The following is a 17,086-nucleotide window of genomic DNA, read 5'->3' as shown; positions in this document are numbered from 1 at the left end:
ACAGGTGTTACTTCGAGAGCGCGGCCTTGACCAGCGCGGAAATGGCCGTCATGTCGGCACGGCCGGCGAGCTTGCCCTTCAGGACGCCCATCACCTTGCCCATGTCCTGCGGACCTGCGGCGCCCGTCTGCGCGACCGCGGCCTGGACTTCGGCGGCCACCTCCGCCTCCGACAGCTGCTCGGGCATGTAGCCGCTCAGCACGACCAGTTCGGCCTGCTCCTTCGCGACGAGGTCGTCACGGCCGGCGGCCTGGAACTGGCTGATCGAATCCTTGCGCTGCTTGATCATCTTGTCGATCACGGCCGTGATGCCCGCGTCGTCGAGGGTGATCTGATCGTCGACTTCGCGCTGCTTGATCGCGGCCATCAGCAGGCGAATCGTTGCCAGGCGCTCGCTTTCCTTCGCGCGCATCGCGGCCTTCATGTCTTCGCTGATCTGCTCTTTCAAACTCATCTTTCACCCGGGAAGGAAACGTGAATCCGACGCCCACTCACAGGGCGTCAACACAAAAACCCGCTTGGGACAGTGTCTCAAGCGGGTTGCTCGAATCCGGCATCGGCGGCTCGCGACGGAACCGCCGGTGCGCCGCTCAGCGAACCGCGCGGCGCCCAATCGTTCAGTACAGTTTCTTCGGCAGCGTCTGGCTGCGGATACGCTTGTAATGACGCTTCACCGCTGCCGCCTTCTTGCGCTTGCGCTCCGCGGTCGGCTTCTCGTAAAACTCGCGCGCGCGAAGCTCGGTCAGCAGACCGTTCTTCTCGATCGTGCGCTTGAAGCGACGCATTGCAACTTCGAACGGCTCGTTCTCTTTAACGCGAATGATCGTCATGATCCGACACGAATAAAGGTTTGCAGGGAAAGATTATTAAGTATAGCAGACCCTTTACACAAACGCATTATTGCGTCAAGCGCCGCGTGCGAACTCCGCGGCAGCCTGCCCGGCCGCCGTGCCGGACGCCCACGCCCACTGGAAGTTGTAGCCGCCGAGCCAGCCCGTCACGTCCACCGCCTCGCCGACGAAGAACAGCCCCGGCACGCGCGCGCTCATCATCGTCGCCGACGACAGGTCGCGCGTATCGACCCCACCCTTCGTCACCTCGGCCTTCTTGTAGCCCTCGGTGCCGTTCGGCGTCAGCGTCCAGCCGCCGAGCGCCTCCCCGACCTGCCGCAGCACCTTGTCCGGCAGATCGGCGAGCCGCATGTCGGCGGCCACCCGATGCGTGTCGAGCCACGCATGCGCAAGGCGCGACGGCACCCAGTCCGCGAGCAGCGAACCGATCTGGCGCTTCGACGTGCGCTTCGCGTCGAGCAGGTCGGCCACCGTATCGCGCTGCGGCAACAGGTCGACGCGGATCGGGTCGCCCGGCTGCCAGTAACTCGAAATTTGCAGGATCCCGGGCCCGGAGAGGCCGCGATGGGTCAGCAACAGGTCCTCGACGAATTCACCGCCGCGCTTCTTGTCGCCGGTCGATACGCGCACTTCGAGCGATACGCCCGACAGCGCCGCGAACGGCTCCCAGTCCTGCTGCGCGAACGTCAGCGGCACGAGCGCGGGCCGCGTGTCGATCAGCTTGTGGCCGAACTGCTTGGCGAGCCGGTAACCGAAGTCGGTCGCGCCGATCTTCGGAATCGACAGGCCGCCGGTCGCGATGATCAGCGCACGCGCGCCGATCGTCCCCGCCTGCTGCGTGTCGAGCGCGAAGCCGTCGGCCGGCGCGTGGCGCACCGCGTCGACGACGACGGGCCTGCGCCACGCGATGCCGCCCGCGTCGCACTCGTGCTTCAGCACGTCGATGATCGCGTCGCTGCCGTGGTCGCAAAAGAGCTGGCCCTTGTGCTTTTCGTGCCAGGTCACATGATGGCGCTTGAGCAGCCCGAGGAAGTCGCGCGGCGTATAGCGCGCCAGCGCCGAGCGCGCGAAATGCGGATTCGCCGACAGATAGTTGTCGGGGCCCGCGTAAAGATTCGTGAAGTTGCAGCGGCCGCCGCCCGAGATGCGGATCTTCTCCGCGAGCCGCGGCGCGTGGTCGATCAGCACGACGCGGCGGCCGAGCTGCCCGGCAACCGCAGCGCTCATCATCCCGGCGGCGCCCGCGCCGATCACGGCGATGTCATAAGTTTCCATGGCGCGGATTGTACCTGCCCGGCCTCCGGCCCGGGCCGCCTGCGGCGGCGGCCCACCCTCGCCTGCTATAATTTCCGGTTACGTTGACCTTCCTGCGGCGCGCTCGATACGGCGCGCCCTGCCCGCACCCATGCTCGTTCTCGGCATCGAAAGCTCCTGTGACGAAACCGGCCTCGCGCTCTACGACACGCAGCGCGGCCTGCTCGCGCACGCGCTCCATTCGCAGATCGCGATGCATCGCGAGTACGGCGGCGTCGTGCCCGAGCTTGCGTCGCGCGACCACATCCGCCGTGCGCTGCCGCTACTCGAGGAAGTGATGGCGCAAAGCGGCACGCGCCGCGACGACATCGACGCGATCGCATTCACCCAGGGCCCCGGCCTCGCCGGCGCGCTGCTGGTCGGTGCGAGCATCGCGAATGCGCTCGCGCTTGCATGGAACAAGCCGACCGTCGGCATCCATCACCTCGAAGGCCACCTGCTGTCGCCGCTGCTCGTCGACGAGCCGCCGCCGTTCCCGTTCGTCGCACTGCTGGTGTCCGGCGGCCACACGCAACTGATGCGCGTGACCGACGTCGGCGTGTACGAGACGCTCGGCGAAACGCTCGACGACGCGGCCGGCGAAGCATTCGACAAGACGGCCAAGCTGATCGGCCTCGGCTACCCGGGCGGCCCGGAAGTCTCGAAGCTCGCCGAAACCGGCACGCCGGGCGCGGTCGTGCTGCCGCGCCCGATGCTGCATTCGGGCGATCTCGATTTCAGCTTCAGCGGCCTGAAGACGGCCGTGCTCACGCAGATGAAGAAGTTCGAAGCGGCGAAGCTGGAGGGCGTTGCGCTCGAACGCGCGAAGGCCGACCTCGCGCGCGGCTTCGTCGACGCGGCCGTCGACGTGCTCGTCGCGAAATCGCTCGCCGCGCTGAAGAAGACGAAGCTCAAGCGCCTCGTGGTCGCGGGCGGTGTCGGCGCGAACCGCCAGCTGCGCGCCGCGCTGTCGGCCGCCGCGACCAAGCGCGGTTTCGACGTGCACTACCCCGACCTCGCGCTCTGCACCGACAACGGCGCGATGATCGCGCTCGCGGGCGCATTGCGGCTCGGCCGCTGGCCCGAGCAGGCGAATGCCGACTACGCCTTCACGGTGAAGCCGCGCTGGGATCTCGCGTCGCTCGCACGCTGAGCACGCCGACCCGCGTCGCGCACGCTGCCCGCACAAACGAAAGGCCGCTCGAACGAGCGGCCTTTCTCTTTCTGCCTGAGCGAACGAAACGGTGCGAAGCGGCGCGAAACGGCGTGTTATGCCGCCTGCCGCTTGTCGCGTTCGATCAGTGCATACGCGCTGTGATTGTGGATCGACTCGAAGTTTTCTGCTTCGAGCACATACGCGACCACGCGCTCGTCCGCGTCGAGACGCTGCGCGACGTCGCGCACGAGATCCTCGACGAACTTCGGGTTCTCGTATGCGCGCTCGGTGACGAACTTCTCGTCCGGACGCTTCAACAAGCCCCACAGCTCGCACGAGGCCTCTTCCTCCGCGATGCGGATCAGCGCCTCGACCGGCAGGTCGGCCGCGAGCTCCGCGTCGATCGTCACGTGCGAGCGCTGGTTGTGCGCGCCGTATTGCGAGATCTTCTTCGAGCACGGGCACAGGCTCGTCACCGGCACGAGCACCTTGAGGAACAGGCGCGTGTCGCCGTTGCGGCTTTCGCCCGCGAGCGTCACTTCATAGTCGAGCAGGCTCTGCACACCCGACACCGGCGCCGTCTTGTTCACGAAGTACGGGAACGTGACCTCGATGCGGCCCGCCTCGGCTTCCAGCTTCTCGAGCATCGACGCGAGCATCGCGCGAAAACGCTCGACCGTCAGCGGCGCGCGGTTCTCTTCGAGCAGCGCGACGAAGCGCGACATGTGCGTCCCCTTCTGGTCGGCCGGGAGGCGGACGTCGAGATTCCAGACGCCGACGGTCGGCTGCACGTCGCCGGCTTCGGTACACACCGTCAACGGATGCCGGACCGCCTTCACGCCCACGCGCTGAATCGGAATCTGGCGGGTATCCACCGTGCTCTGCACGTCGGGCATCACGAAGGCGGGATTCATCTGGTTCATCTTGTTCAATCCTTGTAAGCCGCGCGTTCGATGACGCGCACGCCGCGTCATGCGGCAGGCCGGAAAAGCAACATGGGCCCGCAGGCCCATGTTTTCCGCATCAATGAAGACCGGTTGCGCCAGTCGCATCGACGCCGCCTTGCGGCGGCGCCAGCTTATGCGACGCGCTTCGCCTGACCGGCGACATCGGCCGCCGGATTCAGAAAGCGTTCGCGAATCGATTTCGCGATACCCGCGCCGTCGAGGCCGCATTGCGACAGCAGCTTCGCGGGGTCGCCGTGATCGATGAACAGGTCAGGGAGGCCCAATTGTAGTACGGGTCGGATAACCCCACTCTCCATCAGGGCTTCCACGCAGGCCGAGCCCGCACCGCCCATCACGCAACCTTCCTCGACCGTGACGAGGTAGTCGTGCGTCTCGGCGAGTTCACGCACGAGCGCCGCGTCGACCGGCTTCACGAAGCGCATGTTCGCGACGGTCGCATCGAGCTCCTCGGCGGCGGCAAGCGACGGCGCAACCATCGTGCCGAACGCAAGGATCGCGACACGCTTGCCTTCCGGCTGCGACGTGTGGCGACGCACTTCACCCTTGCCGAGCGGGATCTCGGTGAACTCCTTCACCGTCGCCACGCCCGTACCCGCGCCGCGCGGATAACGCACCGCGGTCGGGTTCGGCTGTTGCAGCGCCGTGTGCAGCATCTGGCGGCATTCGTTCTCGTCGGACGCGGCCATGATCGTCATGTTCGGGATGCAGCGCATGAACGCGAGATCGTATGCGCCCGCATGCGTCGCGCCGTCCGCGCCGACGAGGCCCGCGCGGTCGATCGCGAACACGACCGGCAGGTTCTGCAGCGCGACGTCGTGGATCAGCTGATCGTACGCACGTTGCAGGAACGTCGAGTAGATCGCGACGACCGGCTTGAGCCCTTCGGTCGCGAGACCACCGGCGAACGTCACCGCGTGCTGCTCGGCGATGCCGACGTCGTAGTAGCGATCCTTGAAGCGCTTCTCGAACTCGACCATGCCCGAGCCTTCGCGCATTGCGGGCGTGATGCCGACGACGCGCGTGTCGCGCTCGGCTTCATCGCACAGCCACTCGCCGAACACCTGCGTGTACGTCTTCTTCGCGGGCGTGGCGGACGGCTTGATGCCTTCGGCCGGATTGAACTTGCCCGGGCCGTGGTAGAGCACGGGATCGGCTTCGGCGAGCTTGTAGCCCTGGCCTTTCTTCGTCACCACGTGCAGGAACTGCGGGCCGCGCAGCTCGCGGATGTTCTGCAGCGTCGGGATCAGCGAATCGAGATCGTGACCGTCGATCGGGCCGATGTAGTTGAAGCCGAATTCTTCGAACAGCGTGGCCGGCACGACCATGCCCTTCGCGTGCTCCTCGAGCTTGCGCGCGAGTTCGAGCACCGGCGGCGCAACGCTCAGCACGCGCTCGACGCCCGCGCGCGCAGCCGCGTAGAAGCGGCCCGACATCAGGCGTGCGAGATGGCGATTCAGCGCACCGACCGGCGGCGAGATCGACATGTCGTTGTCGTTGAGGATCACGAGCACCTTAGCGTCTTCCGACACGCCGGCGTTGTTCATCGCCTCGAACGCCATGCCGGCCGTCATCGCGCCGTCGCCGATCACGGCGATCGAGAAGCGGTCGTCGCCGTTCAGCTGGCTGCCGATCGCCATGCCGAGCGCGGCCGAGATCGACGTGCTCGAGTGCGCGGTGCCGAACGTGTCGTATTCCGACTCCGAACGGCGCGGGAAACCCGAGATGCCGCCCTGCTGACGCAGCGAATGCATCTGGTCGCGGCGACCCGTCAGGATCTTGTGCGGGTAGGTCTGGTGACCCACGTCCCAGACGATGCGATCGTTCGGCGTGTTGAACACGTAGTGCAACGCGATCGTCAGCTCGACCGTCCCGAGGTTGGACGACAAATGGCCGCCCGTCTTCGACACGCTGTCGAGCACGAACGCGCGCAGTTCATCCGCGAGCGGTTGAAGTTGGCGACGATCGAGGCGGCGCAAGTCCGCCGGGTCGTCGATGGTTTTCAGCAAGTCGTACATCGTCGTTCCATTGTAGGAAATCAAACGCGCCCGCATTCTGTTGCACGCACCGTAGCATGTGCGCGGCGGCGGGCTTTCGCGTCAGCTGACCCGGTTCACTACCAGGTCGGCAAGTTCGGCGAGACGCTGAGCGCGTGCGCCGAACGGTTTCAGCGCGTCGTGCGCTTCGGCGCGCAGTTGTGCTGCAAGCTCGCGCGACGCGTCGAGGCCGAGGATCGATACATAGGTCGGCTTGTCGTTCGCCGCATCCTTGCCGGCCGTCTTGCCGAGCGTCGCCGAATCGGTCGTGACGTCGAGAATGTCGTCGACGACCTGGAAGGCCAGACCCACGGCCCCCGCGTACACGTCGAGCGCCGCCATCGTTTCCGCCGACGGCGTCTCGCCGGCCAGTGCGCCCATCCGCACGGCCGCGCGCAGCAGTGCGCCCGTCTTCATCCGGTGCATCGTCTCGAGCTGCTCGCGCGTCAGCTTGAGGCCGACGCTCGCCAGGTCGATCGCCTGCCCGCCGGCCATGCCGATCGAGCCGCTCGCGAGCGCCAGCTCGCGCACCAGCGCGGCCTGCTGCACCGGCGACAGCGCAGCGGCGTCGGTCAGCGCGACGAATGCCTGCGACTGCAGCGCATCGCCGACCAGCAGCGCCGTCGGCTCGTCGTACTGCACGTGCACGGTCGGCTTGCCGCGACGCAGTGCGTCGTCGTCCATACATGGCATGTCGTCGTGCACGAGCGAGTAGACATGGATCATCTCCAGTGCCGCCGCCGCCGCATTGCGCGCCGCTTCCGTCGCGCCGGTCAGTTCGCCTGCTGCATGGCACAGCAGCGGGCGAACGCGTTTGCCGCCGCCGAGGACCGCGTAGCGCATCGCCTCGTGGAGTTTCACCGGCACCGCGGTTTCAGCGGGCAAATAGTGGCCGAGTGCGTCCTCGACACGGTCAAGCACGGACCGCATCCATTGTTCGAATGTCATAGATCGTCGTCTTCGCCGTCCGTGGCGGCCGCTCCGGACGAAAGCGGCTTCAGCGTCGCGCCGTCGAGCACACGAACCTGCTGTTCCACTTTCTCGAGCTGCTGTTGGCAAAACGCAACGAGGGTCGCACCGCGGCGATAAGCCGTCAGCGAATCCTCGAGGCTCAACGCGCCGCCTTCCATCCGGGCAACCAGCGTCTCGAGCTCCGCGAGCGCCATCTCGTAATTGTCCGGCAACGGTTCGGTGCCATTACCGGGCGGCGTGGCGCCTGGGGATGCGGTTTTCGCCATGGACGAGGGGTGTCAAATTTCAAAACAAGTCGGACATTCTACGGCAAAAGAGAATTTTCCGACCTGCCGTCTTGGGCACCCGGCTACATATTCCGGCCCCACCTTCGACGCACATTGTGCGCCTTCCGATTGTCGCCCGACAAAAAATTGACACAAATCAGGCACTTAATCCTAGCCTTGCGAGGCGAACCGGGTATAATTCCCCGTTTCCCTAAATCGATTTTTCGATGGTTGGGTTGTTCACTGCTTTCACGCTAACACCGGGAGTGGGAATGTCCAATCTGAGCGATGCGCTTCAGTTGAAGTCGGCCCACAGCCAGCTTCCAGTCACTGCATATTTCGATGAGGCGCTACTCGAGCGCGAGATCGAAACCCTCTTCAAGAAAGGACCTCGTTACATCGGGCACGAGTTGATGGTGCCCGAGGCGGGGGATTACTTTGCGCTGCCGTCCGAGAAGGAAGGCCGCGTGCTGGTCCGCAATCCCGCGAACCAGATCGAACTGCTGTCGAACGTCTGCCGCCACCGGCAGGCGATCATGCTCAACGGGCGCGGCCATACGCAGAACATCGTGTGCCCGCTGCACCGCTGGACGTACGACCTGGAAGGCCAGCTGCTCGGCGCGCCGCACTTCCCCGACAAGCCGTGCCTGAACCTCGGCAAGAGCCCGCTGCAGAACTGGCAGGGGCTGCTGTTCGAAGCCGAAGGCCGGAATGTCGCGCGCGATCTCGCCCATCTCGGCACGAAGCATCACTTCGACTTCTCCGAGTACCACTTCGACCACGTCGAAGTGCACGAGTGCGATTACAACTGGAAGACGTTCATCGAGGTCTACCTCGAGGATTACCATGTCGTCCCGTTCCACCCGGGCCTCGGCAGCTTCGTGTCGTGCGACGACCTCAAGTGGGAGTTCGGCGACTGGTACAGCGTGCAGACGGTCGGCGTGCACAACGCCCTCGCGAAACCAGGCAGCGCGACTTACCAGAAATGGCACGAGCAGGTGCTCAAGTTCCGCAACGGCGTGCCGCCGGAGTTCGGCGCGATCTGGATGGTCTACTACCCGGGCCTGATGATCGAGTGGTATCCGCACGTGCTCGTCGTGTCGTGGCTGATCCCGCGCGGCCCGCAAAGGACGACCAACATCGTCGAGTTCTATTACCCCGAGGAAATCGCGCTGTTCGAACGCGAATTCGTCGAGGCGGAACGCGCCGCCTATATGGAAACGGCCGTCGAGGACGACGAGATCGCCATGCGGATGGACGCAGGCCGCCGTGCGCTGATGGCACGCGGCGAGTCGCAGGTCGGCCCGTACCAGAGCCCGATGGAAGACGGCATGCAGCACTTCCACGAGTTCCTGCGCCGCCATCTCGGCGACCTCTGACAGCCGGTGCGGCGCTTTGACGCCGCACGGCATCCGGCAGACGAAAAGACGGGCTTCGGCCCGTCTTTTTTTGTTTAGACTTGGAATGTCAGGCCATTCGCACTCCAGGGAGCCGTCATGCCACACACCCACTACACCACGCTCATTTCCGCCGCCAATCTCGCCGAGCGCCTGGCGGCGGCGCCCGGCAGCGTCGCGCTGTTCGACTGCCGCTTCGATCTCGTCGACCCCGCCGCCGGCGAAGCCGCGTATGCGACCGGCCATATCCCCGGCGCACAGTATCTTCATCTCGACCGCGACCTGTCGGGCCGCAAGACGGGCACCAACGGCCGCCATCCGCTACCGACCCGCGACGCGCTCGTCGCCACGCTCGTCGACCGGGGGCTCAAGCAGGGCCAACAGGTCGTCGCGTACGACGCGCAGGGCGGCGCCTATGCGGCGCGCCTGTGGTGGCTGCTGCGCTGGCTCGGCCACGATTCGGTCGCCGTGCTCGACGGCGGCCTGCAGGCCTGGGAAGCAGCCGGCCAGCCGCTGGCGACCGAAACGCAGCATCCGTCGCGCGGCGACTTCCGCGCGCAGGCGCCGCTCGAATCGACGGTCGATGCGCAGGCCGTGCTCGCGAACCTGACGTCGCATGCGCGCGTCGTGATCGATGCACGCGCACCCGAGCGCTACCGCGGCGAAAACGAAACGATCGATCGTGTGGGCGGCCACATCCCCGGTGCGCGCAACCGCTTCTTCAAGGACAACCTCGCCGCGGACGGCCGCTTCAAGACCGGCCATGAACTGCGCGAAGCGTTTTCCGCGGTGCTGGCGGGCACCGAACCGAACCGCGTGATCCTGCAATGCGGCTCCGGCGTCACCGCATGCCACAATGCGCTTGCACTGGAGGTGGCGGGCCTGCACGGCGCGTCGCTGTATCCGGGCTCGTGGAGCGAATGGAGCGCCGATCCGTCTCGACCGGTCGCAACCGGCCCGAATCCGTAAGCCATCCGACGGACGCACGTCGACGACGCGGCGGCCCCGGCCGCCGCGTTTCGTTTACATCACGCCGTACTTGTGGAACCACGCGATCGCGCGCTTCCAGCTCTCCTCCGCATCGGCCTTCACATAGCTCGGCCGGTAATCGGCAAAGAACGCATGGCCGGCATCCGGATACACGACGATCTCCGATTCGCGCGCGAGCTTCGAATCGCTCGCCTGGATCGCCTTGCGCATGTCGGCGAGCGATGCCTGCGTAATGTTCGCGTCCTTCTCGCCATAGAGCCCGAGCACGGGCACCTTCAGCAACGACGCATGATCGACCGGGTTGAACGGCGTCATCTCGTCGGTCTTGCCTTCGACGAACCCGTACCATGCAACGGCCGCGCGCACGTGCGGGTTGTGCTCGGCATACAGCCAGCTCTGACGGCCGCCCCAGCAGAACCCGGCCACACCGAGACGCGACAGGTCGCCGCCGTTCTTGCCGGCCCACGCGACGGTCGCATCGAGATCCTCGGTCACCTGCCGGTCCGGTACCTTGCTGACGATGTGCTCGGACAGATCCTTGATCGTCGGATACTTCGCCGCATTGCCCTGCCGTGCGAACAGGTCGGGCGCGATGGCGAGATAACCGAGCTTCGCGAAGCGGCGGCAGACGTCGGCGATGTGCGCGTGCACGCCGAAAATCTCGTGAATCACGATGACGACCGGCAGGTTCGTCTTGTCCTTCGGCTGCGCGCGATACGCGGGCACGCTCGCGTCTCCCGAGCGGATCTCGACGGTGTCGACGTCCAGCCCTTCGCTGTCGGTGGTGACCGTCTGCGCCGACACGGGCAGCACCGCCGCTGCGAAGGCACCGCCCAGCGCGGCCTGCATGAACTTGCGGCGCGAAAACGGAACGTGGGGAACCAGGCTGTCGACTTCGGGTTTCAACATGAATGCACTCCTCGATTGGGCGCCGCCGTCACGCCGACGACGGCTTCGACATGACGGGGCATCGCGCCGGCCCACGACGCGGGCGCTGCGGTTGTTGGCACACGCCGCAAACGGAAACCCGGACAAGATGCCCAATAATCCGTTGTCACGTCAACTGTCCGAGCGCAAGAGACCATCTCGATACGCGCAATCGACGTGTCGCCCGATCAGGCTCGACGCACTCGGCACGCGTCGCCGGAACGACTGAAGCCGGCTGCGCGCGTACGCCCCCAAACGGCGACGGGCGGGGAATCCGCTCGTCGCGCATTCCCCGCCCGCCAGGACCGCATCACGCCGTCGTCAGTGCAACTTGACGCGCGGCAGCGTCGTGCGCCGCAGCCAGTGCGCAACCGTGTCGAGCATCATGCGCGGATAGCCGTGCAGCGCGGCGATGTGCATCCGGTACAGCGACATGTACATGAAGCGCGCGAACAGCCCCTCGATCAGCATGTTGCCGCCGATCAGCCCGCCCATCAGGTTGCCGACCGCGCTGAAATGGCCGAGCGACACGAGCGAGCCCAGGTCGCGATAGGTGAATTCGGGCAGCGGGCGCCCGTCGAGCCGACAGCCGATCGCCTTCAGCAGGAAGCTCGCCTGCTGGTGAGCAGCCTGCGCGCGCGGCGGCACGTTGCGCTCGTTGCCGGGCCATGCGCATGCCGCACAATCGCCGAGCGCGAACACGTTGTCGTCGGTAAAGGTCTGCAGCGTGCGGCGCACGTCAAGCTGGCCGAGCTTGTTGACCTGGAGGCCATCGAGGCTGGCGAGCACGGACGGCGCCTTGATGCCCGCGGCCCAGACCGTCAGGTCGGCCCGCACCATCTTGCCGCTTGCAGTGCGCACGACGCCCGGCGCGACTTCGGTCACGCGCTCGCTCAACATCAGCCGCACGCCGATCTTTTCGAGCAGGTCGGCCGTCGCCGACGACACGCGCTCCGGCAACGCCGGGAGTATCCGCGGCCCCGATTCGATCAGCACGATGCCGACGTCGTGCCGCGGGTCGAGCTTGTGCAGCCCGTAGGCCGACAACACCTGCGCGGTGTTGCGCAACTCGGCGGACAACTCGACGCCCGTCGCGCCGCCACCGACGATCACGACCTGGATGCGCGGCTCGGCCGGCGCCGACGGGTCGCCCGACACCTCCACCGGCGCGGGATTCTGATGCTCGGCGCGCATGCACGCGGCGATCAGCCGCTTGCGGAAACGCTCGGCCTCGCCGACCGTATCGAGCGCGATCGCGTTTTCCGATGCGCCCTGCACGCCGAAGAAGTGGGTCGTGCTGCCGATCGCGATCACGAGCGTGTCATATTCCAGCTCGCGCGCCGGCAGCAGTTCCTCGCCGTCGCTGTCGTTGATGGGTGACAGCGTCAGGCGTTTCGCCGCGCGGTCGAGCCCGGTCAGCTCGCCCTGCTGGAATTCGAAACCATGCCAGCGCGCCTGCGCCGCATATTCGAGCTCCTGCGTGAACGGATCCATGCTGCCGGCCGCGACCTCATGCAGCAGCGGTTTCCAGATGTGGGTCGGATTGCGGTCGACGAGCGTGACAAGCGCACGCGCGGGACGATTGCCGCGCGCGCCGTAACGGTCGCCGAGCCGCGTCGCCAGTTCCAGGCCGCCCGCGCCTCCGCCTACGATGATGATCCGATGCATCTGTTCCCCCTTGCTGTTCAAAACCGGCCGCGGCCGCGCGATACCGATCGCGGCTGGGCGGCTCCGTGGCGAACCAGTTCGGACATCATCGATGTGCAGTTCGAACCACATCCGCGCGCCCGCTCCCGGCGCACGAAGCGCGCCGCGCTTCGCCGTCAGGCGATGCCTGACATGCATTGTCCGGGAGCTTGCGCGTTGACCACAAGCAAACAGTTTCAAGAAGTGACGCCTCTGCAACAATATGTCGCAGGTCACAGGGGGCGCGTAGCGGCGCCGGTCAGTGTGCCTCTTCCCAGTTCGCGCCGGCACCCACTTCGGCGACGAGCGGCACCTTGAGCTTCGCCACGCCGCACATCATTTCCGGCAGTTTCTCGCGCACCAGCGACAGCTCGCCGTCGGGTACCTCGAGCACCAGTTCATCGTGTACCTGCATGATCATCCGCGACGCCAGCTTGTCGCGCGTGAGCCAGTCGTCCACCGCGATCATCGACAGCTTGATCAGGTCGGCCGCCGTGCCCTGCATCGGCGCATTGATCGCCGCCCGCTCGGCTGCCTGGCGACGCGGCCCGTTGCCGCCGTTGATCTCGGGCAACCACAGGCGGCGACCGAAAACGGTTTCGACGTAGCCCTTCTCCTTCGCCACCGAGCGCGTGTCTTCCATGTACTGCGCGACGCCCGGATAACGGGCGAAATACCGGTCGATATAGAGCTTCGCCGCATCGCGCGTAATGCCGAGGTTCGACGCGAGCCCGAACGCGCTCATCCCGTAGATGAGCCCGAAGTTGATCACCTTCGCGATTCGGCGCTGGTCGGAATTGACCTCCAGCGGCGTCACGCCGAACACCTCGGCGGCCGTTGCGCGGTGAATGTCCTCGCCCTGCGAGAACGCGCGCAGCAGCGAAGCGTCGCCCGAGATATGCGCCATGATCCGCAGTTCGATCTGCGAATAATCGGCCGACACGATCCGATGGCCCGGCGATGCGATGAACGCCTCGCGGATCCGCCGGCCTTCGGCCGTGCGCACCGGAATGTTCTGAAGATTGGGATCGTTCGACGCGAGACGGCCCGTGACCGCGACGGCCTGCGCGTAGTTCGTGTGCACGCGGCCCGTTGACGGGTTCACCATGCGCGGCAGCTTGTCGGTATAGGTCGACTTCAGCTTCGACAGCCCGCGATGCTCGAGCAGCAGCTTCGGCAGCGGGTAGTCCTCGGCCAGTTTCTGCAGCACTTCCTCGTCGGTCGACGGCGCGCCGCTCGGCGTCTTTTTCACGACCGGCAGTTGCAGCTTCTCGAAGAAGATCTGCCCGATCTGTTTCGGCGAGCCGAGATTGAATTCGCCGCCGGCCAGTTCGTACGCCTGCCCTTCGAGCTCGATCAGGCGCGTCGCGATTTCGGTGCTCTGCGCCTGCAGGCGCGCATCGTCGATCAGCACGCCCGTGCGCTCCATCTTGCGCAGCACGAGCGACACGGGCATTTCGATTTCGCGATACACGCGCTCGAGGCCCGGTTCGCGTGCAACCTGCGGATACAGCACGTGATGCAGCTGCAGCGTGATGTCCGCATCTTCGGCCGCGTATGCGGCGGCCTCCGCAAGCGCCACTTCGTCGAAACCGATCTGCTTCGCGCCCTTGCCGGCCACGTCTTCATACTTGATCGTCTTGACGCCCAGATGACGCAGCGCGAGGCTGTCCATGTCGTGCGTGCGGTGCGATTCGACCACGTACGATTCGAGCAGCGTGTCGTGCTCGATGCCGTTCAGTTCGATGTCGTAGTTCGCGAGCACCTGCGCATCGTATTTCAGGTGCTGGCCGACCTTCTTGCGATCGGCCGATTCGAGCCACGGCTTCAGGCGCGCGAGCACTTCGTCGAGTGGAAGCTGCTCGGGCATGTCGGGACCGCGGTGCGCGACCGGCAGGTACGCGGCCTTGCCCGGCTCGACCGAGAACGACAGGCCGACGAGCCGTGCGAGCATCGGGTCGAGCGAGGTCGTCTCGGTGTCGAACGCGGTCAGCGCAGCCGTGTCGATCTTCGCGAACCACGCGTCGAATTGCGCCCAGGTCTGGATCGTGTCGTATTCGCGGACGATGTCGGCCGCCACCACCGGCGCCGGCTCGCCTTCCGGCGCATCGGCGCCGCCGCCTTCCGCCGGCGCGCTGTCGACTTCGCGCAGCCAGGTCTTGAAGCCGTAGCGCGCGAAGATGTCGCGCATCAGGTCGCGGGCTTCGCCGTCGGTCTTCAACGACGCTTCGATCGACTCGAGATGCGGCGCGAGATCGCAGGCCGTCTCGACGGTCACGAGCTTGCGGCCGAGCGGCAGGAAGTCGAGCGCGCGGCGCAGGTTGTCGCCGACCACGCCCTTGATGTCGCCCGCGTGCTCGATCACGCCGTCGAGGCTGTCGTATTGGGCCAGCCATTTCACGGCCGTCTTCGGCCCGCACTTCTCGACGCCCGGCACGTTGTCGACGGTGTCGCCGATCAGCGCGAGGTAATCGATGATCCGCTCGGGCGGCACGCCGAACTTCGCGATCACGCCGTCGCGATCGAGCGTCTCGTTGGTCATCGTGTTGACGAGCGTGACGCGGTCGGTCACGAGCTGTGCGAGATCCTTGTCGCCCGTCGACACGATCACGTTCATCCCGTGCCGCTCGGCTTCGCGCGCGAGCGTGCCGATCACGTCGTCGGCCTCGACGCCTTCGACCATCAGCAGCGGCCAGCCGAGCGCTCGCACGGCACCGTGGATCGGCTCGACCTGCAATGCAAGGTCGGGCGGCATCGACGGACGGTTTGCCTTATAGTCGGCATAAAGGTCGTCACGGAACGTCTTGCCCTTTGCATCGAACACGCAAGCGCTATACTCTGCACTGACTTCCTTGCGCATACGGCGCAGCATGTTGATGATTCCGTAGAGCGCTCCGGTCGGCTCCCCGCCAGGGCCACGCAAATCAGGCATCGCATGGTAAGCCCGATACAGATAGCTCGAACCGTCAACCAATAGCAGGGTCTTACCTTCCAGATTTCGTTCTTCAGGCATTATGAACAAGAGAAAAGTGATTCCGAGTCTGCGTTCGCTCGCAGATCAAGAACGCGCGACGGCCAAGAAGGCGCGCGCATCGTGGCAGATGTTCACGATTATGGCAGAGTTTATCGAGGCGACCGAGTACCTGTCGGAGATCCGCCCGGCCGTCAGCATCTACGGTTCCGCCCGCCTCAAGCCCGACACGCCGCACTACAAGCTCGCCGTGCAGATCGCACGCAAGCTGTCCGACGCCGGCTTCGCCGTGATCTCCGGCGGCGGCCCCGGCATCATGGAAGCCGCGAACAAGGGCGCGCACGCCGGCAAGGCGCCGTCGGTCGGCCTGAACATCGAGCTGCCGCACGAACAGGCCGGCAACCACTACCAGGACATCTCGCTGCGCTTCCGTCACTTCTTCACGCGCAAGGTCACGTTCGTGAAGAATTCGGATGCGGTGATCGTGATGCCGGGCGGCTTCGGCACGCTCGACGAGCTGTCGGAAGTGCTCACGCTGATCCAGACGAAGAAGTCGCGCCTCGTGCCGATCATCCTCGTCGGCAGCGAATTCTGGAAGGGGCTGCTGCAGTGGTTCCGCGACCAGCTGATCCCGATGGGCCTCATCAATCCGGACGACATGGACCTGATGCAGGTGATCGACGATCCCGACCAGGTGCTCGACGCCGTGCTCGCGTTCTACGAGGACAGCGGCGAGGAAGAAGGTTCGGACGACGATGGCCATCCGCCGCGCCCCGAAGAAGACCGGATGTTCTACCTGTAAATCGCCCGGCCCGAGCCCCGCCACCGGGGCTCGCCGGGCACGCGCGGCGCGGTTGCCCGCCGCGCCCGGCAGCGGGCGATTTGCGTCATTTTGTAACGCCGCGCGAAGCCGTTCGGCGCAAAAACGTCAAATCCGGCTGCCGTTCGCCGCATGCTGCGCTACAGCAAATGCAGCGTTGCCGCGCGCCATTGTCAAATCACCTGATCCCGCCCGGCCCCGCGTCGGCGACGCGCCGTCAATCTGCGGTAACAGAACCTGCTCGCTTTTCCCTCGGTGCAACGGCACACTGCGATCCAGCGGTGCGCATTGCGGCGCGGAACAGGTCCGCTGCCTCCGGCGATCCGCTTCGTCGCCCGCGATCTCCACACCATTCGGGAAAACAACATGAAACGCTCGCTGCTCGCCGCCGCCCTCGCAGGTCTCGGCATCTCGCTGTCCGGCCTCGCCCACGCCGTCAACGTCGACGTCAACATCGGCACGCCCGCACCGGTCGTCGTTGCCCCTGCGCCCGTCGTGGTCGCGCCGGCGCCCGCGGTCGTGATCGGCTGGCACGGCGACCGCTACTGGGACGGCCACCGCTACTGGGAACGCCGCGAGTGGGAAGATCACGAGCGCCATCGCGGCCACGGCGGCTATCACTGCCCGCCGGGGCACGCGAAGAAGGGCGAGTGCTGAGTCGCCGTTGACGTCCGGGCGCCGTGCGCGCCCGGTGCTCCAGCAACAAGGCCGCTCGCGAACCGAGGTTCGCGAGCGGCCTTCGTCGTTGCGCGGACG

The 17,086-nt window shown here is 66.0% G+C and carries 15 protein-coding genes; 5 read left to right on the top strand and 10 right to left on the bottom strand.

Going from position 1 to position 17,086, the window contains the following annotated elements; genetic code table 11:
- Positions 1 to 7: 7 nt before the first annotated feature.
- The 3 genes from WT26_RS24370 to WT26_RS24360 form a co-directional block, all read right to left on the bottom strand.
- Positions 8 to 454 (bottom strand): GatB/YqeY domain-containing protein, encoded by a 447-nt coding sequence (locus WT26_RS24370; RefSeq protein WP_021160855.1) that lies wholly within the window; start codon positions 452 to 454, stop codon positions 8 to 10.
- 163 nt (positions 455 to 617) lie between these two features.
- Positions 618 to 830 carry a 30S ribosomal protein S21 gene (gene rpsU, locus WT26_RS24365; protein ID WP_006479415.1) on the bottom strand — a complete coding sequence of 71 codons (213 nt, stop codon included), beginning with the start codon at positions 828 to 830 and terminating at the stop codon, positions 618 to 620.
- Between the two features lie 75 nt (positions 831 to 905).
- The gene (locus tag WT26_RS24360) at positions 906 to 2,126 is read right to left on the bottom strand and encodes an NAD(P)/FAD-dependent oxidoreductase (RefSeq protein WP_069274160.1); all 1,221 of its coding nucleotides are present in this window, start codon (positions 2,124 to 2,126) and stop codon (positions 906 to 908) included.
- A 130-nt stretch (positions 2,127 to 2,256) separates the two neighbouring features.
- On the opposite strand from WT26_RS24360, the gene tsaD reads away from it, so the two are divergent.
- Positions 2,257 to 3,297 (top strand): tRNA (adenosine(37)-N6)-threonylcarbamoyltransferase complex transferase subunit TsaD, encoded by a 1,041-nt coding sequence (gene tsaD, locus WT26_RS24355; RefSeq protein WP_042975834.1) that lies wholly within the window; start codon positions 2,257 to 2,259, stop codon positions 3,295 to 3,297.
- 116 nt (positions 3,298 to 3,413) lie between these two features.
- On the opposite strand, the gene folE2 is transcribed toward tsaD, so the two are convergent.
- The 4 genes from folE2 to WT26_RS24335 form a co-directional block, all read right to left on the bottom strand.
- Positions 3,414 to 4,223, bottom strand: a complete 810-nt coding sequence (gene folE2, locus WT26_RS24350) for a GTP cyclohydrolase FolE2 (RefSeq protein ID WP_059521933.1) — start codon at positions 4,221 to 4,223, stop codon at positions 3,414 to 3,416.
- Between the two features lie 155 nt (positions 4,224 to 4,378).
- A complete protein-coding gene (dxs, locus tag WT26_RS24345) occupies positions 4,379 to 6,283 on the bottom strand; it encodes a 1-deoxy-D-xylulose-5-phosphate synthase (protein ID WP_059521455.1) in 1,905 nt (634 codons plus the stop codon).
- 81 nt (positions 6,284 to 6,364) lie between these two features.
- Positions 6,365 to 7,249 carry a polyprenyl synthetase family protein gene (locus WT26_RS24340; RefSeq protein ID WP_059521456.1) on the bottom strand — a complete coding sequence of 295 codons (885 nt, stop codon included), beginning with the start codon at positions 7,247 to 7,249 and terminating at the stop codon, positions 6,365 to 6,367.
- Positions 7,246 to 7,539, bottom strand: coding sequence for an exodeoxyribonuclease VII small subunit (locus WT26_RS24335; RefSeq protein WP_059665605.1), 294 nt, complete (start codon positions 7,537 to 7,539; stop codon positions 7,246 to 7,248). Before WT26_RS24335 ends, WT26_RS24340 begins: the two co-directional genes overlap by 4 nt.
- Before the next feature lie 272 nt (positions 7,540 to 7,811).
- Between WT26_RS24335 and WT26_RS24330 the strand changes: the two genes are divergently transcribed.
- Positions 7,812 to 8,918: an aromatic ring-hydroxylating oxygenase subunit alpha gene (locus WT26_RS24330; RefSeq protein WP_069274159.1), complete on the top strand. Its 1,107-nt coding sequence runs from the start codon at positions 7,812 to 7,814 to the stop codon at positions 8,916 to 8,918.
- Positions 8,919 to 9,035: 117 nt separating this feature from the next.
- Positions 9,036 to 9,905, top strand: a complete 870-nt coding sequence (locus tag WT26_RS24325) for a sulfurtransferase (protein ID WP_069274158.1) — start codon at positions 9,036 to 9,038, stop codon at positions 9,903 to 9,905.
- Between the two features lie 54 nt (positions 9,906 to 9,959).
- Here WT26_RS24325 and WT26_RS24320 read toward each other — a convergent pair whose 3' ends face one another.
- From WT26_RS24320 to polA, 3 genes are all read right to left on the bottom strand, one after another.
- Complete coding sequence (locus WT26_RS24320; protein ID WP_059521459.1) at positions 9,960 to 10,835, bottom strand: dienelactone hydrolase family protein; 876 nt, start codon at positions 10,833 to 10,835, stop codon at positions 9,960 to 9,962.
- Between the two features lie 339 nt (positions 10,836 to 11,174).
- Positions 11,175 to 12,521, bottom strand: a complete 1,347-nt coding sequence (locus WT26_RS24315) for an NAD(P)/FAD-dependent oxidoreductase (RefSeq protein WP_069274157.1) — start codon at positions 12,519 to 12,521, stop codon at positions 11,175 to 11,177.
- Between the two features lie 277 nt (positions 12,522 to 12,798).
- The gene (gene polA, locus WT26_RS24310; RefSeq protein ID WP_059521461.1) at positions 12,799 to 15,552 is read right to left on the bottom strand and encodes a DNA polymerase I; all 2,754 of its coding nucleotides are present in this window, start codon (positions 15,550 to 15,552) and stop codon (positions 12,799 to 12,801) included.
- Position 15,553: 1 nt separating this feature from the next.
- Between polA and WT26_RS24305 the strand changes: the two genes are divergently transcribed.
- The gene (locus WT26_RS24305; protein ID WP_034185732.1) at positions 15,554 to 16,312 is read left to right on the top strand and encodes a TIGR00730 family Rossman fold protein; all 759 of its coding nucleotides are present in this window, start codon (positions 15,554 to 15,556) and stop codon (positions 16,310 to 16,312) included.
- A gap of 384 nt (positions 16,313 to 16,696) precedes the next feature.
- Complete coding sequence (locus WT26_RS24300) at positions 16,697 to 16,987, top strand: hypothetical protein (protein ID WP_069274156.1); 291 nt, start codon at positions 16,697 to 16,699, stop codon at positions 16,985 to 16,987.
- The last annotated feature ends 99 nt before the right edge of the window (positions 16,988 to 17,086 follow it).

Source organism: Burkholderia cepacia (assembly GCF_001718835.1).
In the GTDB taxonomy this organism is placed as follows: domain Bacteria; phylum Pseudomonadota; class Gammaproteobacteria; order Burkholderiales; family Burkholderiaceae; genus Burkholderia; species Burkholderia cepacia_F.
The sequence above is the reverse complement of the archived record's forward strand: the minus strand, read 5'-3'. Positions and strand labels throughout refer to the sequence as shown.